Below are 25,471 nucleotides of genomic sequence, written 5' to 3' on the forward strand. Positions count from 1 at the left end.
GTTGGTGGGTTTTCTGCTTTAAGGGTATTTTGACAAAACCGGGTTAAAAACGGAGTCAATTCAGACGGAATGCGTGATCAAATGGGCTTTCCTTGGGGAAGAGGTTTTCCAGATGAAGCCGTCCAGAATATAATGCGTCATCTGCGGAAGCGCCAGCAAAGGAACCACCAAGGAAAGCAGCAGTTGATCGTTTACCGCCGATAATCCCTGAAAGGAGGCGAATACCTGCGGATGCTCCCGCCAAACCAAGGCATCCCAAAGTCCTTCCTCCACATAGGCCAGCACTATTAACAGACCAACAAAGAAAACCACTCCTGCCAGGCCCAGGGAGAGTCTTTGCCGCCAGGTAAGTGGCGCGTGGTTTCCGGGCGTGTTTTGAGGCTTCTTTCTGGAAATCCAGACCAAAGCCAGATAAGGAATACCATGGGAAACCACGTTGAAAGTAGTAAAGATCAGGTCGCCGTTATAATGAACGATGCCAATGTACCAGACCAGGAAGGTTCCGGTAATGACCAGGTTCCTGGGCAGGTTCCAACGTTTGGTTTGCCAGAAAACCCAGGCTTCCTTCAGCAGGTAGCCTGCAAAAAGGCTGACGTTCAGAAAAGCAATCCAGGGGGTTACCTGAGGTAAATTTAGGGTTAGGAAATCATCTTCTATAAACCAGTTGAAATTACGGTTTCCTTCCAGGTGCCAGTACAGTAGCGGCAGCAAAGTGGCGGCATACACGCAGAATGTATCCAGTTGATGCTCCCAAGTAGGTCGCTGCTCCTTGCGGGAATACAATCGCATGAAGCCGTATTGCTGCCGCACGAAATGATATACCGCCAGGTAGGCCAACACGCGCCAGAAAATTCCATCGCCCAGGGAATACAGGAATATTCCGGCTAGCCATGCCCCAACCGGAGTCCAAAGCAGCAGTCTGCCTTTTTGTTTTAGGGCTTCTTTTTCAAAATAGGTTCTAAAAAGGGTGCTGTACACGTGGCCCACGTCAATCAGGAGAATCAACAGGACCCAGGCGGGTACTGGCAGGCTTTTCACGTGTTGCAGAAAGAAATCTGGGAAAAGCAGGATGGCCAGCAGACACAAAAAAGGCGGCGACAGGATAAACAGAATGTCTACCCAAGCTGAGTGGAGCCATGGCTGTTTTTGGCGCATTTTCACTTAAGTAGTTAGAATCTGTTGGGCCGCTTTGATGCCCTGGTAGAACGCCTCCTCAAAAATGGAAATCCCGCTTAGGTCTGAATGGGCGAAGTAAATTTTATCCTCAATGGATCGGGCGGCATTTTGGCGATCGGGTCCCCAGATAAACCCCGGAGTGGGTTTGATCATGCCGTGGCCCCAAACCCAGACATCCAACTGCTCCACTTCCTTCCGGATAGAAGGGTGCGCTTTCTCCAGTTCCTGCAACACTATTTCGGCCCATTCTTCCTGTTTTCTGGTGAATACCCATTGCCGGGAGGCTGGCGTAGTATCTGGAATGGGATAATAAAAGGTAATCACCTGTTTTTCTAGGAAGCCTGTCAAACTCTGCTGCTGGGCATTCACATACCCCAGAGATCGGCTGCCATAGATAACATTGTCCCAGCTTACAGGGGATCCTTTACCTGCCGGAATTTGCTTTAACGTAAGGTTTGCCACCGCCCAAGGGGCATAGGTGAAATTTCTACTGTTTACCTGTTTGGGTGCGGGTATTTTGGCCAGAAGCCTTTCCGCTACAAACTGAGGAGTTGCGACTACGCATTTCCGCGCCATTAGCCGGGTAGCCGAATTGGTGGCTAATTCAAGGTAATCAATAATGACTTTATCATCTGCCAATTTAAGGTTATACACCAAAGAACCTGTCCTTAGATCGGGGCCTGCTTGTTCGCGCAGGCGCTCGGCCAGCCAATGGTTTCCTTGGGGCCAGGTGAGTACCCGATGGGAATCTGAATTGGCAGCTTGGGACCGGCGGGCGGCAAAATAATGGATGGCTGCCCAGGCGGAAGTCTGTTCCAGGGTTCCGCCAAAATCATCCAGGCAGCAATATTCCACGTACCAGCGCAGATAAGGAGAAGTCAATTGTTGCTTTTGCAGCCACTCTTGCATGGTAATCTGGTCAAGGTCCCGAAACCGGGCCTCTACCGAGGAATTCTCCAGCGGGATGTCAAAGGCAAAGCGCCCATCTTCTCCCTTAGCCTGCTTCATTTCCTCCATCAGCAACAGGAACCGGTCAATCTGCTGAAGGTCTTGTAGAGGAACGCTCCAGTTAGGGACCAATCCTTCCTGCCAGTAACCGTTGATGAAAAGGCGTTCTTCCGGATCGAAACAAAGGTGATATTCATTGTACAGGGGAAGTCCCGCGGCATCGTAGCCGGTAATCACCTTCGCCTCCTCTAGAAAATCCAGCAGGTGGGTGTTGGTATTATTGGGCAGAGGAAGGTAATGCGCTCCCCATGGAAAAGCCGAATGCGCGTTCTTCCCCGACTGGCTATTGCCGCCGGTTCGGTCTTCCAGTTCCAGAAGGCAAACTCTGGCAGGGGAGTTCTTTTGCAACCATCGAGCTGCCGACAACCCTGAAACTCCACCCCCTATGACCACTATGTCTACCTCCTCCGTTTTGGTGGGCACCGTCTTTATACCGGTTCTCAGTAAATGACCTGCTTTAAAGGATGGGCCAAACAACCGGCCTGCTGCCGGCTTCTTTTCATCTGGACCACAACCCGGCAAGCCTGTTCCCGCCAAGGCCAAACCGCCCAAAGCGAGGGCACTCTGCTTCAGGAACCGTCTTCTCTCCTCACGCTCCATTTAATTGATATAGTGTGCCCATTCGTCTTCGAAATAGCGAACGAGGGCCTGGTTGTTTAACTTGTTGACCTCGGTTTGGCGGGCCGGCATATCCTTGGGAAAGATGCGCATTTGCTCAAACGTGGCTTTGTCCAGATACCGTAACTGGGGAAGGAATTGGCCGTTGACCTGCACTTGCTTATCGGGGGAGGCGAGCACAAAGCCCCAGTCCCCGAAGGAAGGCACGTGGGCGTGGTACGGGAGCGTGGCAAATCCACAACTGGTCAGGGTGTTTACCACGCACCAATACGCGTTGGGCGCCACAAAGGGAGAGGTAGCCTGAATAACCGCTGCGCCCCCGGGCGCAATAGCCTGCCGAAGGACTTTATAGAAGGTGTTGGAGTACAGCTTCCCGATGGCGTAGTTAGCTGGGTCTGGAAAATCAATCACCACGAAGTCAAACTGCTCTTTGCTGGTTTTCAGCCATTGGAAGGCATCGGTGTTGATGATTTGCACCTTTCTGGAAAGCAAAGCCTGCTGGTTCAGCTTTTTGAGGACTTCATGGCTGGCAAAAAGCTTCGTCACAGCCTTGTCCAGATCAACCAGCACTACCTTCTGGATGTTTGGATATCGGAGAATTTCCCGCACGGCCAACCCGTCACCCCCGCCCAGCACCAGCACTTTTTTAGGGTTCGGCACCGAGTTAAGGCCCGGATGGACCAGCGCCTCGTGGTACCGGTATTCATCAGCGCTGCTGAACTGGAGGTTGCCGTTCAGAAAGAGCCGAAACTCCCGGTCGTTTTTGGTCAGGACGATTTTCTGATAAGGTGACTGCACCGAATAGATGATTTTATCGGCGTAGGAAAGGCTTTCGGTAAAGGCCAGAATGCGGTCACTCAAGACAAACCCCGCTACCAGCGATATAATAGCCGCGGCACAGGAAATCCGTAGAAAATGAATCCATTTAACTTCTTTGCTGAAGTAGAAGCACAACCATAGGGCCACTCCGGCATTCAGCAAGCCAAAGAAAAAGGAGGTACGCAGTAAGCCCAAGTGCGGCACCAGAAGCAGGGGGAAAATCACCGAGGCCAGCAGTGCCCCAATGTAGTCAAAGGTGAACACTTTGGAGACCAGTTCCTTGAACTCAAAACGGTCCTCCAGAATGCGCATGATAAGCGGGATTTCCAGCCCCACCAAAATACCGGTGAGCGAAACCAGCATATAAAGCACGATCTGGAAGGAGGCCACCCTATCAAACAGCAGAGACAGGATGGTAGAACTGAACCCGCCTACCACCGCCACAAGCACTTCTACCTGAATAAACCAGGCAATGAGGTTCCGGTTGAAGTATCGGGAGAGATAACTCCCAATGCCCATGGAAAAGAGGTACACCCCTATGATAGTGGAGAACTGCGTGACAGAATCTCCTAGGAGATAACTGGCCAACGTACCCGCTACCAACTCATAAACCAACCCGCATGTTGCCACCACAAATACTGAGAAGAGCAGCAACACCTGTACGTTTATTCGCATGCAGCCTCCTTCTTACCCGTGAACCGATGCCCCAATGATGATGGCAATGGCGATGATGAAGGCCGCAAATACGGTTGCCAACGCCATGTTCTGCTTTTCCAGAATCTCCTTCCAGAGGTTTTCAGGGGTTACTTTCTCCAGCAGCCAGAAAGTAAAAAACAAAACGGCGATTCCAATAAAGGAGTACAGCAGAGACGCGGTAACCAGTTTGTAGTTGATGAGTGATTCCATAGGTTTATTTGTGGTAAAAGGTATGTCTTCTGTATCCGCCGGAGGAACTGCGTGAACCAGAGCCTGCCTCTGATTCCTCTTTGTCATCGCCCAGGAACCGGGTGCCGGTGAGTCCGGCGTAGGCAAAGTATCCCACCACGACAACCAGGTAGCCGATGAATATCTGTTTTATGTATTTCTGCATGCGAACTTACTCCTGTTCATAAGGTGAATAATCGCTGTTCATCCAGCGGCTCTTTTCAAAGTTGTAGTGCCTGATGCCCTGCACCAGCGGCACCGCCGCCAGGAGCAACAAAGCAATCCAGAAGTTAGACCAGATAGGCACATCCTGCACCAACATCAGGTCAAAGGTTTCTGGCAGACTGGCCCCTAAGGCTAGAGCCTCGCGGGAAGGTTGCAGGTACACCTGGTAAGTTCCGCTGGGAATGGAGGAAAGGATTTGATCAGTGCCGGGGCTCCCCTCGGTCCAGCGTTCGCCGCCTTCATATCCGCTGTAAAACTCCACCCCTACCTCTACAAAGTATTCGCGGCCCGTTTTCACGTTCAACAGCGAAATTCCTGTCGCAAACCAGGTGTTGGTGACGGGTGCCCGAAGGAATACCTGCAGGTTGGTGGAGCCCAGGAAAGAAGAACCTATGTCTATGGTTGGGCCGGGTAAAGGCATTAAGGTCCCTTTTCCTGCCTCTTCGGTAAGGGTAAAGGTTTTGTCTAGCAGCACCTTGTTCTGGTGGAAAGTAGACAGCAATACCTGAATCAACAGCAGAATACCCGCGGCCCAACCCGCCATGGTGGCAATATATTTAAAAGAGAAGTTCTGCGAGAAGGTTTCTACCGCCCCTACATCTATCCGGTCGGGCATATGCCCCTGGAGCGCGAAAGCTTGTTTCACCTCCTCAGGCTCTATGTGTTCTCCCAGCATCCAACTCTGCTCGGTTTTGTTCACGGCAAGGGTGACCATGTAGGGGGGGCTATATATTCCAGATGCTGGCTGTTGTCTTTGGTGATGTGCCAGAAGAACTCTCCTCGCGCAGACAGGACCTGGGACCGGTATTTATTATAAAGTTTGAACTCCCGATCCATGTAGTACAAAGCCGGAAGCGTTCTTTTGGCCCCGATGGAGAAATCAGAAATAAACCGGAAGAAGGTCCAGTGCCCGTCATACTCAGAAAGAAAAGAATACCCGTGCACCGGATTAAAGAGCACGTACTCCCGCCAGCGGTATTTTAGATTCTGCTCTTTATACACCAAGAACCCAACGACCATATACAACACGCCTTGGATCCTTCCCTCGCTCCCGATAGGCAACAACGGGTCTCTTTTTTCCTTATCTACCTCCTGAATGGGTACCAACTTACCGTCCTGCACCTCAGACAGATACGAACACCGCTTGCAGACCACGCTTTTGGCTTGGGCAAATGTAAAAAGGGCAATGGAATTTTTGCACTGGGGGCAAATCACCTCCAACGGCTGCGCGGGAAGGATGCTTTTCTCTTTCACCTCAAAGCCATTCATGGTGTACCCGGGTTCCTTGAAGAGACAAATCATTTAAATCAACATACCAGCCTAGGTAGGCATGAGGCGTTTGGGAGTTAATGGCATGCACAATGCCCATCTGACCATCGGTCCGGAACAATTCCAGGGAAGTAAAACCCTGTTCCTGGAGGCCCTGCTCGGGCACCTCACCTTCCCAATAGATATTTATCACCTTGTCAATGGTTTCTAATTCCAGGGGAATATCCATCAATCTGAGGTTCTCGCCAATGGCCAACCCAAACACCGGGGCTAAACCAGTGTAGCTTGATTCCTGAAAAAGGCTGTAGTTACCCGCCCAATCTCCCAGCCACCTTGTCTTCCCATCTTTAAACAAGAGGAACCAATGGTTTCGGTAACCTTCGGTAAAGAAATACTGAATGCGGCCAATCACCTCAAAGGCTTGTTCTTTAAACACGCCCGTACTCCCCACTTGTAGGATGCTTAACACCTCTTTCATGGGAAGGGCTTTCTGGAGGGCGGCTCCCTCTACTGCGGCTTTGCGCACAATAGCCCGGCAGGCAGGACAAACCTGAGACAAAGATAACTCGGTTCTGAAGACAAGGGGGATATTACAGGAAGGACAAGGGAAAGGGGTACCCACAGGTGCCATCATAACTTTCTAGAGAATCAAATGCTGATTGTTGACAGACGACTGTCCTGTTTTTAGTTTGTTTTCCTAAAAATAAGACTAAAATGTTACATTCTAAATAGTGGCAGAACCTGCTGAAGCAATGTGCTACTTACTAACCAATTACCTTTTTTTGCCTACTTCCTCCCTGGATGGAGAACCTCTTGAAGGATTACCTTTTGGGAATAAAACTATTCTTATTCTATTCATTTCTAAGCATTTCATTTCTAGCCTCTTTCCAGGAAAACCAACTTAAAACGGCTTGGGAAGCCAACCCTTTCGGAACAGCTCCCCTTTTCCATCCTCAGGTTAGGCTGATGGTGTACAGGGTCTTCTTTCCTATGCTGAAATAAATTTTTAAAACTTCTTGCGGATCTCCTGAGTACCACTAACTTTGAAACTCAAAGTACTTTAAACAATGAGCACACATCTACAACACCGGGAAAACCTCAAGGAAATCAGGAACATCATGGACCGGTCCTCCCGCTTTATTTCGTTAAGTGGTTTGTCGGGCGTATCTGCTGGGGTGTTTGCCTTGCTGGGTGCCGGGGTGGTGAAGTGGTACCTGGGGGACCATTACCTGATTTCGCGCTCGTTCTATAAAACAGCCCCTAATTGGGATACCATCAGGTTTCTGGGTACGGTTGCGGCCGTGGTGTTGGTGTTGGCCCTTGGCTCCGGCATTTACTTTACCAGGCGCAAAGCCCGGCAAAACCGCCAAACCATCTGGGACAACCAGGCAAGAAGATTGGTGATCAACCTATCCATCCCGCTGGCGGCCGGAGGAATTTTCTGCGGCGCCCTGCTTTTCCACGGACTCATTTACCTCATTGCCCCCGCCATGCTTATCTTCTACGGATTGGCTTTGCTCAATGCCAGCAAATACACCCTGCGGGACCTCCGGTTCCTAGGGCTTTCCGAGATCGGGTTGGGGTTACTGGCCTGTTTCTTTATAGGGTACGGCCTGCTTTCCTGGACCATTGGGTTCGGGCTGTTGCACATCTTGTACGGCACCATCATGTATGTCAAATATGAACGGAAGGAATAAATGGACACGTGAAGAACTATCTGGATTATATCAACAAAGCCTTTGAAAGCAAGGCGCGGCTGGGGATTATGTCTGTGCTGATGGTCCAGGAGAAAGTAGAGTTCTCCAAACTAAAGGAAACCCTGCACCTCACCGACGGAAACCTGGCCAGTCACCTACGGGCACTGGAAGAAGCAACTTACCTGCGGGTAGACAAACAATTTTTAGATCGAAAACCCAATACCACCTATGCCCTCACTCAAAACGGAAAACACGCCTTCCAACTGCACCTCGATGCACTGGAAAACCTTATTGTAAATCATAAACCAAACCCCTAACCAAATTTTTTTATCCATGAACTTTGAACTACAAAGTACTTTAAAACAACAAACTCATGTGGCACTTCCTCAACGGGTAGCCCCTAAACCGCTCCTTAAGGCCGGTCTCATCTGTATTCTCCTTTCTTATGGGCTTTTCCTTTTCCAGGAATGGCGGCTTTTAGACACCGGTACCAAGGCAGAATCCCTTTTCCTGTTCAACTATCTGCTGGCTGCGGGGTACTTTATCGCCTTGCTCATTCAAAAGCTTTTCAGGTTTAAGAGCCCGCTCCATTTTCTGGACCATCTCATGTTATTCCTGGTGCTGGGCCTGATCAGTTGTTTTTCCCTGAATAAGGAAATGCAGATTTTCCAGCCTTCGGTAGATTGGTTCACGGGTTGGCTAATCCTGGTTTCTATGGCCATGATCGCGTACGCTTTCCGGTTCTTCCTGCCCAGGGTGCTGCAGTTGGTGATGGTGTTTCTGCTGGGCACCGGCGTGGTGCTGCTGGGGTATTTCGCCGTTTACCTGGCTCCTTTCTACTGGATGGGCCTGATAGGTGCTCTGGCCATTGGCCTAGGGCTTCACCTCTTTGTTCCCCTAAGCGCGGTGGGCTGCCTGTTGGTAGTAGCCAAGCGGATGAAACAGGAAGACCCTGCGGTGGAACGCACTTTTGTGGTGGGTATTCTGGTGCCGATGCTGTTTACGCTGGTGTACCTGAGCCTTTGGCAAGCGGGACACGACAAAATCAACCGGATTCTGAATTCCTATCAGGTGCAGGACCATCAGGATCTTCCACGTTGGGTGGCGCTGAGCCAGCAGGTTCCCCATACGCCCATCTTTGAACGCATCGTGCAGACCGATCTGGTGTACCAGGCAGCCTCTGAGTCTTTTGAAGCATTTGGCACGCCCGAGCGCAGGTTTGAAGAGTTGCAGCGCCATGACCCGCTGGTGGTGCTGGCCACCCGTATTTTCGGGAAAACCCAGTTGAGCCAAGAGGAAAGAGTGAAAATCATGGAGAGTAGGTTTGACGCTCGCCATGCCGCCCAGGAACGCCTTTGGTCCGGCGATCACCTCACTACCAGCAATGTCATCACGCACGCCCAGGTGTACCCCCAGTTCCGCTTCAGCTACACAGAAAAAATCCTGACGATCAGCAATCACCGGCCCAATGGATGGGAACAAGAAGAGGCCATTTACACCTTCCATTTACCGGAAGGCAGCGTAGTCACCTCCCTTTCCCTATGGATTAACGAAAAAGAAGAAAAAGGCTATCTCACCACCCAAAGCAAAGCCGAGAAAGCCTACAAAACCATTGTGGGCGTGGAGGCAAGGGATCCATCGGTGGTTCATTGGCAGGAAGGAAATACCGTGAGTGTTCGGGTATTCCCTTGCACGCCCCAGAAAAGCCGCCAGTTCAAGATTGGCATCACTTCTCCCCTGCGCCAGGATAACGGCCAACTAGTGTACGAAAGCATTTCCTTTGACGGACCATCGGTGAAAAACGCCGCAGAAACCGCCGTCATCAGGGTAGAGGACGAAGCCTCCAAGATCCAATTACCCGATGAATTCCAGAAAACCTCCCGAAACCGGTACGAGCGCTTCGGGGACTACGAACCAGACTGGGCATTCAGGATATCGGCCCCAGCCATTAGCTCCCGAAGTTTCTCCTTTGCCGGAAGGTCTTACCAGATGCAGGCGTACACTCCTACGTTTACCTCCTTCTCCCCCACCCGCATTTACCTGGACCTGAACAAAGCCTGGACCGAAGAAGAGTTCACCACCGTTTGGGCTGAAGCAAAGAAAGCAAGCGTGTATGCTTTCTCGGGCGGAGCCATGACAAAATTGACCGAGGAGAACCGGGCAGAGATTTTCCAGGAAGGAAGCCAGTTGAACTACTCCCTGTTTCCCCTGCACCTCGTCAAAGACCCTGCTCAAGCCCTGATCATCAGTAAAGGCACGCCAAATTCCCCAAATTTAAGTGATCTGAAAGGCAGCCGTTTCTCAGATGATTTCGCGAAAACAGCCGTAAACCACCAGCCTATCCGCTTCTTTCACTTGGGCAACACGGTTTCGCCTTATGTCAAAACTATAAAAGAGCTGAGCCTTGTGCACTATGATCAAGGATCCCTTGAGAAACTAAGCCACCTGCTCAAGAAGAACCAGTTCCTTCAAACACCTTCTGATCCAAACTCTATCCTTCTGAGCGAAGCCGGGGTGAAGATTACGCGGTCAGGTTCCCCTGATTCTACTACCAAAGGCCCTGACCATTTAATGCGGCTGTTCGCCTACAACCACCTGTTACAGCAGATCGGGCCGAAGTATTTTGAGAAGACTTACCTGGAAGAGAACCTGATTGAAGAAGCCACGCAGGCTAACGTGGTAAGCCCGCTGTCCAGTTTGGTCGTGTTGGAGACCCAAGAAGATTATAAGCGTTTCGGGATTGGGGAAAGCAAAGATAGCCTGGGGAATGCCATTGTGAAATCATCTGGGGCCGTTCCTGAACCACATGAATGGGCACTCATCTTCCTGGTGATTCTGGTTGTGTCCTTTTCGGTTTTGAAACCTCGTTTGTTATCATGAGCGCCGCTGCTAGCTTCCCTTTTGGGGGTTCTTTCCGGAAAACAGCCTTAAAGCCGGCTTTGGCCCTGGGAATTGGGTATGTACTGGTAGCAGGATTTTTCCTGCGCCAGTACCTGCTCTGGGACCCACAGTGGATTCTGGGGTTGGCCTTATTGCCCTTTATCACCCTGCCATCAGCCAAACGAAAGCCCTCCTTTTTAGTAATGATCGGGATGATTTGTCTGCTGACTTTGGCGGCCTATTTCAAGATCACGACTATTTACTTTTTCGGCCTGCTGCTGGCCTTCTGGTTTTTCCTGCAATCTGCGTTGGGGAGATCTGGGGGATATGCGCTCCTGATGCTGGCCGTAGCCTCGCCTATTTTCAGGTATGTCTCCGAAATCCTTAGTTTCCCTTTGCGCCTACAACTCACCAAAGCTGCGGCAGGTCTCCTAGGTTTGGGGTACACCTCAGCCGAGGCAGTCGGGAACCTCATCCTCCTGGACGGCGAGGAGTTTTCCGTTGACCCGGCCTGCGCCGGCCTCCACATGCTGTCGTTCTCGTTTATGATCGGCATATTCCTGCTGGCGCACCTGCACAGAACGCAGCAGAAGCCCTGGAAACTCTGGATGCTCGCCGCCCTTTTAACAGGTATGCTTTTCCTGAACCTGGTATCAAACCTCCTCCGGATTCTAGTGCTGGTTTTACTTAGGATCGGTCCGGAGGATTTTATGCACGATGCCGTTGGGCTGGTCTGCCTCGTGCTGTATGCCCTGGTTCCGTTTTTCTTCCTGGCCAGGTACATCCATTCCCGAATACGTTTAAAGGCTGATTTCACCAAAGAAGCCTTAAATCAGAAAAGCCTTTCTAAAGGAACATTAACTCTCCACCTGATGGTCCTTGTCTGCCTTACCGGCGTGGGATATCTGGTCCAAACCGACCGGAAAGCCCCTCAACTAGCCACCGAGTTGACCCTACCGGGGTTTGAGAAAACGGTTCTTCTGGATGGGGTTACCAAACTTACTAATGTGCAGGCCTTGGTTTACATGAAACCCGTAAGGGCTTTCTACTCTACGGAGCACCATCCCATGATTTGCTGGGAAGGAAGCGGGTATCGGTTCAAGAATGTGGCTGAGACGGAGATTGAGGGAAAAGTAATTTTCACCGGAATTCTGGAGAAAGGCAAAGACCAACTGCACACCGCCTGGTGGATGGACAATGGGCAACATCAAACCATTTCGCAAACAGATTGGCGGTGGCGCATGGCCCAAGGAGAACCGGCTTTCCATTTGGTAAATGTCACTTCTTCCACAGAGGCCATTCTTCTATCTCAGGTCAAGACTTTACTCAACACTTCGACAAAACAGGTTAGCCTAGGCAGGTAAGTAAACCTACGCCTCACCTGGTTCTTTCTCACAGCCTAGCCTGAAAACGAGTCGCCCGTTTAGGGGTCATTTTCCAATAAATGACCCTAAACGGGCGACTCTGTTTCTTAGAAAAACTAAAGTTCTGGAACCGCGCCTTTTAATTCAGCGGTGCGGTAGTTGGCGGCGCTGCCCTGCCCAAAAAAGTAGATCAGGATTCCCAGGACCGTACAGGAAGTCATAACGGCCACCATGGGTAAGGCTGTTCCGTTGTGCAGCAAACTCACGGCCCCGGACACCAACGCCCCGATCCCCATCCGGAAACTTCCTCCTAAGGCGGAGGCACTTCCCGCAAACTTGGAGAAAGGAGCCAATGACAGCGCGGAAGCATTTGGTGCTGTTAATCCCTGCCCGAGTAGGAACAAAAACAACACCACAATGAGGCCGGTCTTGTCGTACCAGCCGGCATACACCCCCAGCACCATCAACGTCCCCACTAGGGTTTGATAGAGCAACCCCATCTTGATGATCTGATCGCTTCTGAGTTTACGCAACAGGATATGGTTGAACTGCGGAGACCCAATCATGGCCACCGACAGAATGGCGAAGATCCAGCCGTACTCCTGTTCGCTTACTTTGTAGATGTTCATGAACACATCTGGGGAGCCCGAAATGTACCCAAACGGGGCAGCCGAAGCAATGCCTCCCACCAGCGTATACACCAAAAACTGGGGGTTCCGCAATACGGCTAAGAAGTTACTCAAAACCGCCTTTGGTTTCAGGGACATGGAAGGATCAGGCTGCTTGCCTTCGGGTAAGGCGAAAAATATCGCCACCAGAATCAGGAAGGTGATGGCTGCCAACGCCACGAACACAGAATGCCATCCGAAGGCGGCGGTCATGTACCCGCCCACCGTTGGGGCAATCATAGGAGACACGGCAATCACCAGAATAAGCCAGGAAAACACTTTGGCAGTCTCGGTTACCGGAAAAAGGTCCCGCACCAGGGCCTGGGCAGCCACCATGCCCGCACATCCGCCCAGGGCCTGCAGGAAACGCATGGTGATGAGCATATCTGGGGACGTGGAGATGGCGCAGCCGAAGGAAGCCGCTATGTAGACACCCAAACCCACGTACAGCGGATACTTCCGCCCGAAACGGTCCAGCAGCGGGCCGTACAGCAACTGACCGGCAGAAATCCCGATCAGGTAAGCGGTTAACGAAAGCTGGACTTTGGAAATGGTGGTATTCAGGTCTTCGGCAATGGCCGGAAAGCCCGGCAGGTACATGTCAATGGAGAAGGGACTGATAGTGGAGAGGGAACCCAGAATCAAGATAATCAGGAAATATTTTTTACGCGTCATAAGAAAAAGCCAAAGAGGGCAAAGGTACGCTTCTGGAAGGGGCAATCCCGGAGAAAGCCCGCTTTTTCCAGTTCCCTCTGTGAAACCAGCTTCTTTTTACGCGTTTGAATTAGACCAGGACGGGTGTTTTCACCTTGTTTCCAGAAAACGAGGCAAAAACAGCAAGCAGCCCCTCCCCCATCTTTTGGCCCTAGAACCTGGACCGCGAGGAAGCAACTTTCTTATTCTTCTAGAAAATGAAAAAGCGCCGGGGAAGAGAACCTTCCCCAGCGCCTTTAATTTAATGAAACCCTTTAGATCAGGTCTTATTTGCCATCCTGGTACATGAGGCGGTAATATTCATCGGCCATGCGCTCAGAACCAAAATAGGCCGTGACATCACGCATGCTTTGCTTCATGATGGAGACCCACTTCTTGCGGTCAAGGTAATAGGCCGGAATGACTTCGGTTTCCAGGATGTGCATCATGTTGGCGTAGTCTATCTGATCCTGCTCATAATCTGGGAGGGTGGTGTCCACGATGGGGAACAGGAAGCTGTTCTCGCCGTGCTTCCCGAACTCGGGAATCCAGCCGTCTTGTACCGAGAAATTGATGGCCCCGTTCATGGCAGCGGTCATGCCACTGGTCCCGGAAGCTTCCCGTGGCCTACGCGGCGTATTCAACCAGATATCGGCGCCTTGTTTCAGTTTCGCCGAAAGGTCCAGCTCGTAGCCGGTGAGCACGGCCACGTTTTTCTTCTGGTGCGAGACCTCAATCAGTTTATTGAAGATACTGATGGCCCCATAATCAAACGGATAGGGTTTTCCGGCCCAGATTACCTGCACGGGCTGCCCTTCGCGGTTCACCAGCTCAAAAAAGCGGTGCAGGTCATACAGCAGCAGATCGGCACGTTTGTAGGCGGCAAAACGGCGGGCCCACACAATAGTCAGGACATCGCTCTTGAAAAGTTTTCCGGTTTGGTCGGCCACCAGGTCAAAGAGCGGCTTTTTCATCTCGGCCTTGAGCTGCACCAGGCGTTCATCGTCGTTTGTGTCCAGGGCCTGGCGCAACTGGGTGTTTTGCCAATACGTGACGTTTTGGGCGTTGGTAATAGACTTTATCTCGCAGACCCCTTCGTTGCCGTACCACATTTCGCGAGAAACCTCGCCGTGCAGTTTGGAGACCCCGTTGGCCATTTTGGACATCCGCAGGGCGGTAAGGGTATAGTTGAGGCTAGCCCCGTAAGTGCCCGAAATTCGTCTTGCCTCCTCTACCGGTAACGGCCCGAAGAAGGACATCTTGGCAAGCAGTTCCACGTCGTGTTCCTCGTTCCCGGCTTTCTCAGGGGTGTGGGTGGTGAACGCCATGCGCTTTTTCACCTCGTGCAGGTCGCGGTATTTGTCAAAGAGATGAAAGACCAGGGGCAACGCGTGGGCTTCGTTCATGTGGTAAGTAGCCGCTCCGCCTAATGCCTCCACCACCTTGGCTCCGCCGATTCCCAGCACAATGCTCTGGGCGATGCGGGTGGGCAGTTCCTGGTCATACAAACGGTGGGTGATGGTGCGGCTCAGGTAATCGTTCTGAGGGATATCGGTGGTAAGGAAGTACATGGGCACCGTTCCGAAGGTCTCGGCGGGCAATACCAGCGCTTTTACCCAAACCGGGTTGTTGTGGATGGTCACCTGCACCATGATGCCGGTGTCTTCCAGGAACGTGTAGTATTTCTTCTGGAACTGCACCCCCATGAACTGGTCATCGTTGCGCATCTGGTCATAGTACCCGTAGCGCCACAAGATGCCAATGCCAATCATGTTCTGCCGAAGTTCATAGGCACTGCGCATGTGGGAGCCGGCCAAGTACCCCAGTCCGCCGGAGTAGATTTTCAGGGCCTGATGAATGCCGAATTCCATACTGAAGTAAGCCACCCGCTCACTGTACTTCTCATTGATGGTATACGGATGATACCACTTGCTGTAATTTCCCATAAAGTAAAAGACGTGCTAACTGTAGAGTCATGAAGTAGGTCCTGGTGGCTTGGGTTGAGCTACCGCCCCCGGTTGGAGGGTAACAAAAACAGAAAACACCAAGTATTAATACTAACCATTTTATGATCTATAAACAAATACTGAGTACAACCTAGTATAAAAACCACTAAAACACCTACCTTCGTAATAGGAATAAAGTTTTAAATATTTTCACTACAGGTAGCCTGCCGCTAAAAGTAGCGATAAAAAAGGCTTGCAGGAATGAAATCATCATAGGTTTACCAACATTCAGAAGCAAGATTAACGATACTTCTCACAATTAACTGGGCCAACCCTGCCTCTAGGCCGATGACAAAGGTCATCTCTGGTTTAGGTTTTCCTCATTTCCTTCTTTTCACAGGATTTTACTTTTGCATAGCTTTTAGCAGCCAGGGGAAGTTTTTACCCTGAGGGTACCTAAAGTCAGAAATAAACCATTAGACAGATCTCGTTTAGGGCATGATTTCGTCAAAAGCCCACTAAAACGGAGTTGTTAACAACCCCTACCGCCCCGCTAGAAAAGACTTCTTCCAACTTCTATAACTTAACCAGAATCGTATGCAAGTCACCATCTTCAGTGCCCGCCCTTACGAAAAGGAATTCTTAGAGAAAGAGGCCCCACGGCATCACTCCCTGAAATGGGTTCAGGAGCCGCTTTCATTACAAACCACCTCTCAGGCCCTGGGAAGTGAAGCGGTCTGCCTTTTCACCCAAGACGATGCCTCTGCAAATGTGCTGGAGAAACTTCAGGCAATGGGCATCAAATACATTGCCCTGCGGTGTGCCGGCCATGACAATGTGGACCTTGCCAAAGCCGAAACCCTGGGAATTCGGGTGGCCAACGTGCCTTCCTACTCGCCCTATGCCATTGCCGAACATGCCGCTACCCTTCTAATGGCTCTGAACCGGAAGGTTGTTTTGGCGCAGACTCAGATACAGGCCAACAACTTTTCCCTGGACAACCTGGTAGGGGAAGAATTACACGGCAAAACGGTAGGCATCATTGGCATGGGGAAAACCGGTAAGGCTTTTGCCTACATTATGCTGGGATTTGGCTGCCGCGTGCTAGCCTATGACATCGTGCCGCCCGATTTGCAGAAAAGAAACCTGTTTTTTGTTTCCCAGGAGGAAGTATTTACCCAATCTGATGTCATTTCGCTGCACCTCCCCTTGAATGCCTCTACCCAGCACCTGATTAATGCCGCTACTCTTTTTAAACTGAAAAAAGGCGCTATACTCCTCAATACCAGTCGGGGTGGCCTCATCAATACCGTTGACCTGATTGCTGCCCTGAAGAGTGGTGCCGTTGGTGCGGCCGGACTGGATGTGTATGAACATGAAAGGGGTATTTTCTTTCAGGACCACTCGGGGGAAACGCTCCAGGATTCTCTGTTTGAGGAACTGCGCAACTTGCCCAACGTGCTCCTCACCGGTCACCAGGCTTTCCTGACCAGAACCGCTTTGCGCAACATTGCAGATGCTACCCACCTTTCCCTGGACCAGTGGGAAAAAGGCGAAGCTTCCGCCAACGAACTAATCCCTAAACTGGAAGCCGTTTCTTATTAATAATATAGACCTTCAGCGGCAAGCATTACGTCTTTAACCAAGAATCCCGTTCTGGGGCTGTTTTCGTGAAAACAGCCCCAGAACGGGATTCTTAATATCAAACCAAGCTCAAGGTTTCTTTAAGTTTCAACCCGTTAGTAAGCTTAGCTCAGGTAGAAAATCAACGGCCAAAATCATCCTGTACCCGCACAATGTCATCTTCGTTAGAAGGGTTGGAGGCATCGGTGTGCTGCCAGATCTCGGCCAGTACGCCCCACTCCTGCAAGCCCACCAGGCGGTGACGCTCAGATTGTTTCAAGGTAATCAAGGCGCCGGGCTCCAGACGCTGCAACTCGCCTTCTTCATCAGTGGGGCTGGTCACTACGCCAACTTTCCCTTTCACTACTTTCCAGATCTCGGCCCGGCGGTGATGATACTGCCAGGACAAGCGTTTCTCCGGGGCCACTACCAGAATCTTCGGGCTGAGTTTACCGGATATCCGGAGGTCTTCTACCGAGGTTCCGTCAAAGTAGGTATCGGCGAATTGCTGGGCCTGGTCTTCGTCAATGACAAAGAAGCCTCCCCAAGGTCTGGTTTGGTCCTGGTTGGCGATGGTGAATCCTTTGGAAGTCAGTTCCTGCTCTATCTCCTGGAAAAGCGCTTGTTTCTGATGGTCTGTAGTAGACATGGTGCGTTCAATTTATAGAAGTACAGGGGCTAATTTAGCAGCCCCCAGGAAAATAACCACACAAATTTTAAAGAAGCCCTAACCCACTGTAAAGGAATTTATCCGAAGTGATTCTTCTATTTCTCTTTGTAAGGTGAGCCAATGCTGACCTGAGTTCATTTTTAGAGGCAATTCCTACACGAATGGCTTTTTCCAGAAATTAGTTTCCTCCTACATACAACTACTCCAGAATACAATTCCATCGATTACAATGGAATTCTAATAATACAATCTAACACCCACTTAAGACCTTTTCCTTTTCTTGTAATTTGCAAGAGTTGACACAAGCCCGCCTTTTTCATACCCGATCACTTAAAACCCCATTTCAGGGCATTCAATAAAAAAAACCTTATTTTTCTTTCATCTTGACTTAAATTTCCGGAAGAAAATGAGAGAGTTACAAAGTAACCAACAGGTTTATAAACTATAATTCAGGTGCTATCAAGTTGTTTGAATAATGAAATTTATTTCATCTGGAAAGCCGCTACATTTGTGCAGAAATTTAAATTCAGGGAGGGACTACATCCATGGAAAGTTTAAACACTACAAATCTGCGGGAGAACCCCTCTTCCAAAGATGATAAAAACACGGGAAGGGTATCTGCCTTGCTTCAAGAGGAGGTGTATGACCGGGGTGAATCTATTGGCGAGGTTTTATCCATTGCCATCACCTACAAACAAGCCCTTTTGGCCTACTCCCAGCAAAGCGATTCTGAAAACCTGGATTGTATATTCTGGAATTTGGACACGCTCATCCTCGAGGCGGGTAACATGCTGGAAAACCCCGAGCAAGACCTTTTCCTGTACCTGAAGGCCTTGCATGCGTTCAAAGAAAGCGTTAGAAATAGTTTCCCTTTCCAGAATATCTCTGCCGCCTAGGCTTTAGGGCTGTTTTCTTAAAAACACCTCCTTTTCAGAAGCGATGGAACAAGCACCAACGCCCTAAAACCAACTCGCCCTCTTGTTATCCATTTATAAAAAGAGAAAGACAAACCTTGGAACCTCTCAGCGGAGGTAAAACGGAGGAAGCTTGCTTGACCTATCCGCCGCGAATGCTTTTCAAAACACAGGTCACCCTTTCTTGTTCCTGTCCTCGGCATCTACGTATTTCTCCATCCGGTCATGCACCGCAGGCGTTTCGGTAGCGGGTGAAATCTGGCCGGGATAACTGTCCGGAATTTGATCTCCGAGTATTTTGCCCCATGGTTTCAGGCCCTCAATGCGGTCAAAGACGATTTTAAGCACCGCCACTAAGGGTATAGACAGAAACATTCCGGATACGCCCCACAAAGCGCCTCCCAATAAAACAGCCACCACCGAAATCAAGGCATTGATCTTCACTTTGGAGGAGACAATGCGGGGAACCAGCACGTTGTTGTCTATAAACTGAATCAGGAGGTAGGCCCCAATAATAAATAGTTGGGTGGTATAGCCTTCCATGGTGACAGTGGCCATCAAGACCGGCAGGGTAATCGCGATGAGCCCGCCCACATAGGGAATCATGTTCAGGATGGCCCCTATCACCCCCAGCAAAATAGCGTACGGTACCCCCAGAATAGTGAGCGCCACCGAATTCATTACCGCCACAATGGAGGCCTCAATGAGCAAACCCACAATGTAACTCTGAATAGCCGCTTTGGTCTCATGCAGGATCTCGGCCACGGAATGGGTATTCTTGGTGGAAAACACCTCAAAAAGGAAGTTCAGAATAAGAGGCTTGTACAGGAGAAACAAGAAGATGTAAACCGGTATCAGGAAAAGTAAACTGAAAACACCCAGCACACTGCTTACCGTTCGGCCCACCAGGGCTTTCCCGCCGCTGGCGGTTTCTTTCAGGAACTGTGTCTGTTTCTGTATGCTTATCCCAAACCGGGACTCAGTGAAGTTCTGGAGATCGGTCAGAATCTGGGTGAACTTGAGTTTTAGGGCCGGCATCATCTCCCCGAACTGGATTATCTGGGAAGAAAGAAAGTACAGGATGATCCCCAGAACCAAAATGGCAATAAGCAGGGTAAGCAGGATGGAAAGCACCGTGGGTACCTTCATGCGCATAATGCGGCTGTTGAGGGGGTTGAGAAGAATTGCCAGCAGCAACGAAAAGGCAATGGGCACCAGGATATCAGACAAAGTGTACATCACATACACCAGCAAAATGATTCCCAGTAAGGTAAGGGTACTTTTCTTATAAAATGGTTCTGGTGCAGTCATAGCATCATGTACTCCGTTGAACCCAGAATGTTACTGATCAGGAATGAGTTAAAGCCCTTTCGGAGGCTTGGAAGGCCTATTCACCCTCTTTACACCCCATCGCCTCTGGGCAAGGACAGGTTAGTAGCTGGGAGAACAATGCCAGCATGATAAGCTAATACCGCCCTCGATTTTGCCTCATTTTTTGATTATTGACTTCAAACCGCATCAACAGTTTGCCTTCTGGCTTAATCTGCGCAGTTCATCAGGCTTAGCAAAGCGTTTCTGGTCATCCAAACCAAAAGTGTTTTTAACCTGATTTTAGAAAAATGGCTAAAAAGCGCCCTACTCTTCTCCAGCCCCTTCAAACCAAAAACAGGTAGAATCGAGTAGCCCAGGAAGGAAGTACTTGGGGTAAGGAATTCCCTCCCAGGCTGATTTATTCAAAGGTAAGACCCAGTCCCCGAACAGCTTGGCAGTACCGCCGGAAAGCTGGTGTGATAATAATTCCGGGCCCAGCAGTTATCAGTTCCGGAGCCATCCCAGAAAAAGTCACCGGCAGGAACCGGCAACTCAGGCTGGACGGATCCATTGTTTTTAACCACATTCCTCAGAACGCGGGTTCCGTCTGGGTTAGGCTCAATCAAGGCTAGGTCCTCGGGGGGAATATTGGCCAAGGGTCCTAATAGGGCGGTGCTAATCACGGCTATCCCCAGGAAATTGTTGTTCACTACCACGTTTTGGGCCAGGGTGGTCTTATCTGCCCCTACTACCAGAATACCGGTACCCTTGGGCACAAAGGTCTCAAATCCGCCTCCGGGCAAGGCAAAATTTTCAAGGTTGTTGTTCACCACCAGATTTTGGCGCAGCAGAATATCTGAGGAGACGGTAACCTGAAGCCCTGGCAACAGCACCACCAGCAAACCAGCGGTGTTCCTGTAACTTTGGTTGTACTCTGCCACCACCTGGGAGCAATTCTCAATCTCCAGCCCAATCACGTTCCCGAAGGTTCTGTTGTAGCGCATTTTAGTATCCACGCACTGCCCGATGTAGATGCCGCTATCGGTGTGGCCGCTGGCTACGCAGTATTCAATACGGCCTCGGTTTGAGGCAATGGGAAAGAGGCCGTAATCGCCGCAATCAATGGTATTGACCCGGTTCAGGACATAATCATCGGCCCGAATCATGAGCACCCCGTTGGAGCCGAAGTCCCGCAGGGTGACGTTGTAGAGAGTAAACCCATCGCCGTCTTCCCCTACCCTGATTCCGTTTCTCTGTCCGCCCGGGTTCTTGATGAGGACCCTTCCGGCACCCAGGATAGTCAGGTTCGGCTTGTTGACCTCAATGGCTTCTTTATAGACCCCTGGATATACCTTGATCACGTCGCCGGGACGGGCTTTGTTGACAGCCTCCTGGATGGAAGAACCCGCATACACCACAATGTCTGGCTTCCTTTTCAGCAGGTCCGTCAGGCTTTGCACTTTGATAAAGGATTCTGCCAAAGGAGAAACCTCTACCTCGCAACCGCCCAGCAAAAGGACTAGAAGAAACAAGGCAATTTTCACAAAAATGGCCTTAAAACCGGGGCGTTTCTGATTCTGAGATAAAATCTGAGTATCCATTTTTCATAAAGTATTGGGTGTATTGATTTGAAGGGGGATCAGGTTAACCTCTGGCATACATCATAGCCAGTTCTGGAAGGATCTGAAGAGAAGATTGTACTTGAATTTATTGCCTGGCGAATTCCATTCACCCGGAAGGATGGTCAGAAAGAAGGAGTTGCTTTGCGTTTTGAGGGTTTTCTACCCTGAAAGGAAGGCACGTGCCTCTGCGCGTTTTGGTCTTGTTTTCTGAAAAACGGCCTAAAAATGTGATGAAGTTGCCCACACCGTCCTCCCCTTAAAAGCTGGCCAAAAAGCAGGTGCCTGGAATTGGTTTTCTGCAGGCAACTGTATTCTCAGGGTAAGTTTCTTACTTCACCGCCATTTTGGAGGTGACCATGGAGGCTTTAACCAAGGCGTACTCGGGGCTGGGTTCGTTGAGGGTGTTTAGTTTCTTTTCAATTTGCGCGGCCTTCTCAGCGTTTCCGGCCTTGGCTTCGGCCAGTGACTGATAATACAAAACCCGGGGATTGTTCTGGTCTGCCTGGGCCAGGTGGGAAAGCGACTTTTGCACATCTCCTTGCAGGAAGGCGATTATGCCCATCAATTTGTGGTAATTCATCATCTGGGCAACGGTGGCATTAGCTCCCAATTTGGTTTTCAGTTCCTCCGCCTTGGCGTTCGCCTGTGCGAAATCCTTGGCTTTGGTGGCGATGAGGGCTTCCAGGAATAACTGCTGGTTCTTGAAGTTGGCTTTCTGGTGAGGGGTTAAACCCGGACTGGCTTTGAGGGCTTTTAACTGGGCCAGGCTGCCTTTGGCTTTCTCCAGGTCATTCATTTGGGTGTAGACTTCGCCTTGCTGCAGATAGGCCCAAGCCAGATATGGGATGTTTTTATTTTGCTGCAGGAGCTTGATTCCCCGGCTAGCAGTTTGCATGGCCTCTTTGTACCGGCCTTCATACAGGTAAGACTCGGCCAGGGCCATGATGTTGTCTACTTTGTCTGCATAGTGAGTGGCTTTGCTTTCGGCTAGCTGGTAGGCTTTGCGGCTTTCCTCTGGTTGGCCCATGAGCAGGTAGTTATGTCCCACTTTGGTAAGGGAAACGTTGAATTGGGGATCCAAAGCGGCCGCTTTCTGGTAGTTCTGAATAGCTTCCTGGTGTTTGCCTCGCTTGGTGAGCAAATCGGCCATGGAGTCATAAGGGTTGGCCTCGTCTGGCTCGGCTTTTATGTAATTCCTGAACGCCTCCTCGGCTTTGGCATAGTCTCCTTTTCTGGTGTAAGCGTAGCCTAACAGATTATACCCTGCGCCAAAAGAAGGATCAAGGGCTACCGCTTTGCGGAAATGGGTGATGGCTTTGTCAACATCATGGTGGTTGAAAGCATACTGCCCGTTGATTAGGTGGGCGTACTTGTCACTGGGGTAAAGATCTACCAGTTTATCCAGGGCATGAAAGGCTTCCTGCGGTTTGTTCTCCACGTTGGCCTGCGTAATAGATATCAAAAGTTGCTCGCCTTCAGAGACGTTTCCTTTCAAAGCCACGGCTTTGGCGTAGTGTTTCATAAAGGCTTGCTGATCGGGACCGGAGACCTGGGCCCGCAGGAGGTGGGCGGCCGCGAAATCAGGGTCAAGTTGCAGGGCTTTGTCCAGAGCTTCCTGGGTTTCGGCGGTTTTGATGTTGCCCAGGTAATCCAGGGCATCTTTGTACAATTGCCGGGCTTTCTCAGATTTGGTGGTGATGGGGATCTCGGCATTCATTTCTTGCCGGGCCAGAGCAGGGAAACTGCTGAGCAGCAGAAAACCCATGGCCAGGCACAGAAAGAAAAAAAGGGAAAACAATGATTTTCTCATGATTCAAAGGGAATGAAAAAGAAAAGCTTGGGAAGGGAAAGGACACAGATAACACGGCAGAAGGGTGTCACCTACCAGGGCATTCTTTTATGGCCTGAGCAGCCATAACTTTGGGGCGGTTAGGCAGTAAAAGTATGCCTTACCAGAAATAATCAGTTCTTACCTAAATTTAACCTTTTCAGGCTTTTCCACCTAAGGAAGTTTTGGTTTTTTCATCCATCAAGGCGGTCGAAACCATTTGATAAGCCACTGATCATTCCTTTCTAAGACTTTCTGAGGCCGATCATCGGCTGAAGCCCGAAACTTCAGCAAGAGCTTTCCCAAAATGGCTTCTTGGATTTACCCTTGTTTCGCAAAACTGGCCTTTAAATAGAAGGTATTTGCCGTATCCCTCCTAAATTTGGCGCCAACTCAGCTATTTTATTTGCCTTGGAAAAGAGAAACCTTTAAGGCTAATCTGATCAACACCTGAGACAAACCGAGAACCATGAACCTATTCGACCTGATTGGGAATACACCTCTGGTGGAACTTCAGCATATCTCCCCTTCTAAAAACGTGCGGATCTTCGCCAAAATGGAAGGTCAGAACCCGGCGGGCAGCGTGAAGGACCGTCCGGCCTACAACATGATCAAAAGCGCTTTGGACCGTGGAGACATTCAAACCGGTGATAAATTGGTAGAAGCCACGAGCGGAAATACAGGCATCGCCCTGGCCATGATTGCGCAGGCACTGGGCCTCAACATCACGTTGATCATGCCCGACAACTCCACCTCTGAGCGGGTCAAAGCCATGGAAGCCTACGGCGCGCAACTCATTCTGACTCCCTCTGCCAAAACCATTGAATATTCCCGGGAGTTAGCCGAGGAAATGGCCGCCAAGGAAGGATACTATCTCCTGAACCAGTTCTCTAACCCAGACAATTACCTGGCGCATTACAAAACCACGGGTCCCGAGATCTGGAGAGACACCCAAGGACAGGTCACCCATTTTGTGTCTGCCATGGGAACCACGGGCACCATAATGGGCGTCTCGCAGTACCTGAAGGAGCAGAACCCCGCCATCCAGATTGTGGGAACGCAGCCGGGGCCTAATTCAAATATTCCGGGCATCAGGAGGTGGTCGCCGGAGTTTCTGCCCCAGATCTACGAACCAGAACGGGTAGACCGCATCCTGGACATCAGTGAAGAGGAAGCCACCCTCATGACCAGAAGGTTGGCCAAAGAAGAGGGAATTCTGGCGGGCATGAGTAGCGGAGGTGCGCTGCAAGCCAGTGTCCGGTTGGCCCAGGAACTGGAGGAAGGAATTATTGTCTTCATTGTCTGCGACCGCGGCGACCGTTACCTCAGCACAGATCTTTTTGAGTAAAGCCGTTGCTTGGTTCTATTATAGAGCAAACAAAGGCTGTTTCAGGCCTGGTTTTCTAAAAAGGGGCTTAAAACGGACTTACCATGATGTGAACGGAAACAGGGATTAGTTAGCCTTTAGAAGCTCTTTTCCTTAAGCCTTTGTCAGCGGGAAACTTTAAGTTTTCCAATTTTTCAGTTAAAAGCAGATTCCACGGGCTATCAACCATAAGGGGAATTTAGAAATAAGAGGTTATCCAAACTACATGAACAAACATAAATTCTCCTTTAGCCGCATTCCGGGTTGGGCTATTCTTCTGGTGATCTTCGGGGTTTTATATTTAACGGGCCTGCACACCGAAACCATTGGTCAACTTCAACGGCTTATGTTAGCTACCGGTCTCAAAAAGGCCGATGTTCCGGAGGCAGTACCTTCTCCTGAAAAGACAGTTACTTCCCCTGCTTCTACTTCAGAGATGGCAGGCGCTGGATTCCGGATGACAACTCTAGACGGACAGAGCGTTTCTTTTGAGAGCCTACGCGGCAAAGTGGTGTTTCTGAATATCTGGGCTACTTGGTGCCCTCCGTGCGTGGCAGAAATGCCCAACATCCAGCGTTTGTACGAGAAAGTAAACTCCCCTAAAATTGCCTTTGTCATGCTCTCGGTAGATGCAGCAGGCTTACCAAAAGTGCAGAAACATATTCAGAAAAAGGGCTACACTTTTCCGGTATACCTTCCAGACACCCCGCTGCCCCAAGAGTTTGAAAGCCCTTCCATTCCCAGCACCTTCATCATCTCCCCCGAAGGCAAAATTGTCTCCAAACAGATAGGCCTTGCAGATTATGACACTCAGGAAATGCGGGACTTTCTCTTGAGTCTGGCCAAATAG

22 protein-coding genes are annotated in these 25,471 nt (G+C 50.3%); 8 read left to right on the top strand and 14 right to left on the bottom strand.

Annotated elements, in window-relative coordinates; all coding sequences use genetic code 11:
• Nucleotides 1-60: 60 nt before the first annotated feature.
• Genes EFB08_RS20875 through EFB08_RS20910 form a run of 8 tightly spaced genes read right to left on the bottom strand, consistent with a single transcriptional unit; the run spans nt 61 to nt 6,598 of the window.
• Nucleotides 61-1,155, bottom strand: a complete 1,095-nt coding sequence (locus EFB08_RS20875) for a hypothetical protein (protein ID WP_123128913.1) — start codon at nt 1,153-1,155, stop codon at nt 61-63.
• Between the two features lie 6 nt (nt 1,156-1,161).
• Nucleotides 1,162-2,784, bottom strand: a complete 1,623-nt coding sequence (locus EFB08_RS20880; RefSeq protein ID WP_123128914.1) for an FAD-dependent oxidoreductase — start codon at nt 2,782-2,784, stop codon at nt 1,162-1,164.
• Nucleotides 2,785-4,296: a polyamine aminopropyltransferase gene (locus EFB08_RS20885; RefSeq protein WP_123128915.1), complete on the bottom strand. Its 1,512-nt coding sequence runs from the start codon at nt 4,294-4,296 to the stop codon at nt 2,785-2,787.
• Between the two features lie 12 nt (nt 4,297-4,308).
• Entirely contained in the window at nt 4,309-4,527 is a 219-nt protein-coding gene (locus EFB08_RS20890; RefSeq protein WP_123128916.1) for a DUF350 domain-containing protein, read from the bottom strand.
• Between the two features lie 4 nt (nt 4,528-4,531).
• The gene (locus EFB08_RS20895; protein ID WP_123128917.1) at nt 4,532-4,711 is read right to left on the bottom strand and encodes a hypothetical protein; all 180 of its coding nucleotides are present in this window, start codon (nt 4,709-4,711) and stop codon (nt 4,532-4,534) included.
• 6 nt (nt 4,712-4,717) lie between these two features.
• Nucleotides 4,718-5,485: a hypothetical protein gene (locus EFB08_RS20900; RefSeq protein WP_123128918.1), complete on the bottom strand. Its 768-nt coding sequence runs from the start codon at nt 5,483-5,485 to the stop codon at nt 4,718-4,720.
• A complete protein-coding gene (locus EFB08_RS20905; RefSeq protein ID WP_165864984.1) occupies nt 5,467-6,039 on the bottom strand; it encodes a DUF4178 domain-containing protein in 573 nt (190 codons plus the stop codon). Before EFB08_RS20905 ends, EFB08_RS20900 begins: the two co-directional genes overlap by 19 nt.
• The gene (locus EFB08_RS20910) at nt 6,026-6,598 is read right to left on the bottom strand and encodes a hypothetical protein (protein WP_123128920.1); all 573 of its coding nucleotides are present in this window, start codon (nt 6,596-6,598) and stop codon (nt 6,026-6,028) included. Before EFB08_RS20910 ends, EFB08_RS20905 begins: the two co-directional genes overlap by 14 nt.
• A gap of 508 nt (nt 6,599-7,106) precedes the next feature.
• Here EFB08_RS20910 and EFB08_RS20920 point away from each other — a divergent pair.
• Genes EFB08_RS20920 through xrtN form a run of 4 tightly spaced genes read left to right on the top strand, consistent with a single transcriptional unit; the run spans nt 7,107 to nt 11,980 of the window.
• Nucleotides 7,107-7,736: a hypothetical protein gene (locus tag EFB08_RS20920; protein ID WP_123128922.1), complete on the top strand. Its 630-nt coding sequence runs from the start codon at nt 7,107-7,109 to the stop codon at nt 7,734-7,736.
• Nucleotides 7,737-7,744: 8 nt separating this feature from the next.
• Nucleotides 7,745-8,053 (top strand): winged helix-turn-helix domain-containing protein, encoded by a 309-nt coding sequence (locus tag EFB08_RS20925; protein WP_123128923.1) that lies wholly within the window; start codon nt 7,745-7,747, stop codon nt 8,051-8,053.
• Nucleotides 8,054-8,111: 58 nt separating this feature from the next.
• Nucleotides 8,112-10,616: an XrtN system VIT domain-containing protein gene (locus EFB08_RS20930; RefSeq protein ID WP_165864985.1), complete on the top strand. Its 2,505-nt coding sequence runs from the start codon at nt 8,112-8,114 to the stop codon at nt 10,614-10,616.
• On the top strand, nt 10,613-11,980 hold the full coding sequence (gene xrtN / locus EFB08_RS20935) for an exosortase N (RefSeq protein ID WP_165864986.1): 1,368 nt from the start codon (nt 10,613-10,615) through the stop codon (nt 11,978-11,980). Before EFB08_RS20930 ends, xrtN begins: the two co-directional genes overlap by 4 nt.
• Before the next feature lie 116 nt (nt 11,981-12,096).
• Here xrtN and EFB08_RS20940 read toward each other — a convergent pair whose 3' ends face one another.
• Nucleotides 12,097-13,323, bottom strand: coding sequence for a multidrug effflux MFS transporter (locus EFB08_RS20940; protein WP_123128926.1), 1,227 nt, complete (start codon nt 13,321-13,323; stop codon nt 12,097-12,099).
• A gap of 305 nt (nt 13,324-13,628) precedes the next feature.
• Complete coding sequence (glgP, locus tag EFB08_RS20945) at nt 13,629-15,287, bottom strand: alpha-glucan family phosphorylase (protein ID WP_123128927.1); 1,659 nt, start codon at nt 15,285-15,287, stop codon at nt 13,629-13,631.
• 597 nt (nt 15,288-15,884) lie between these two features.
• On the opposite strand from glgP, the gene EFB08_RS20950 reads away from it, so the two are divergent.
• Nucleotides 15,885-16,892 (top strand): 2-hydroxyacid dehydrogenase, encoded by a 1,008-nt coding sequence (locus EFB08_RS20950; RefSeq protein ID WP_123128928.1) that lies wholly within the window; start codon nt 15,885-15,887, stop codon nt 16,890-16,892.
• Between the two features lie 160 nt (nt 16,893-17,052).
• Here the strand turns inward: EFB08_RS20950 and EFB08_RS20955 are convergent, their stop codons facing one another.
• The gene (locus EFB08_RS20955; protein ID WP_123128929.1) at nt 17,053-17,559 is read right to left on the bottom strand and encodes a cupin domain-containing protein; all 507 of its coding nucleotides are present in this window, start codon (nt 17,557-17,559) and stop codon (nt 17,053-17,055) included.
• Nucleotides 17,560-18,125: 566 nt separating this feature from the next.
• Here EFB08_RS20955 and EFB08_RS20960 point away from each other — a divergent pair.
• Nucleotides 18,126-18,476 carry a hypothetical protein gene (locus EFB08_RS20960; RefSeq protein WP_123128930.1) on the top strand — a complete coding sequence of 117 codons (351 nt, stop codon included), beginning with the start codon at nt 18,126-18,128 and terminating at the stop codon, nt 18,474-18,476.
• A gap of 192 nt (nt 18,477-18,668) precedes the next feature.
• On the opposite strand, the gene EFB08_RS20965 is transcribed toward EFB08_RS20960, so the two are convergent.
• The 3 genes from EFB08_RS20965 to EFB08_RS20975 all read right to left on the bottom strand — a co-directional run bounded on the left by EFB08_RS20965 (nt 18,669) and on the right by EFB08_RS20975 (nt 23,237).
• Entirely contained in the window at nt 18,669-19,805 is a 1,137-nt protein-coding gene (locus EFB08_RS20965; RefSeq protein ID WP_123128931.1) for an AI-2E family transporter, read from the bottom strand.
• Nucleotides 19,806-20,227: 422 nt separating this feature from the next.
• Nucleotides 20,228-21,406 (bottom strand): parallel beta-helix domain-containing protein, encoded by a 1,179-nt coding sequence (locus tag EFB08_RS20970; RefSeq protein WP_123128932.1) that lies wholly within the window; start codon nt 21,404-21,406, stop codon nt 20,228-20,230.
• 349 nt (nt 21,407-21,755) lie between these two features.
• Complete coding sequence (locus EFB08_RS20975) at nt 21,756-23,237, bottom strand: tetratricopeptide repeat protein (protein WP_123128933.1); 1,482 nt, start codon at nt 23,235-23,237, stop codon at nt 21,756-21,758.
• 487 nt (nt 23,238-23,724) lie between these two features.
• Here EFB08_RS20975 and cysM point away from each other — a divergent pair, with 487 nt between their 5' ends.
• Nucleotides 23,725-24,603, top strand: coding sequence for a cysteine synthase CysM (cysM, locus tag EFB08_RS20980; protein WP_123128934.1), 879 nt, complete (start codon nt 23,725-23,727; stop codon nt 24,601-24,603).
• Between the two features lie 244 nt (nt 24,604-24,847).
• Nucleotides 24,848-25,471: a TlpA family protein disulfide reductase gene (locus EFB08_RS20985; RefSeq protein ID WP_123128935.1), complete on the top strand. Its 624-nt coding sequence runs from the start codon at nt 24,848-24,850 to the stop codon at nt 25,469-25,471.

This window comes from Rufibacter latericius (genome assembly GCF_003721515.1).
Classification (GTDB): Bacteria; Bacteroidota; Bacteroidia; order Cytophagales; family Hymenobacteraceae; genus Nibribacter; species Nibribacter latericius.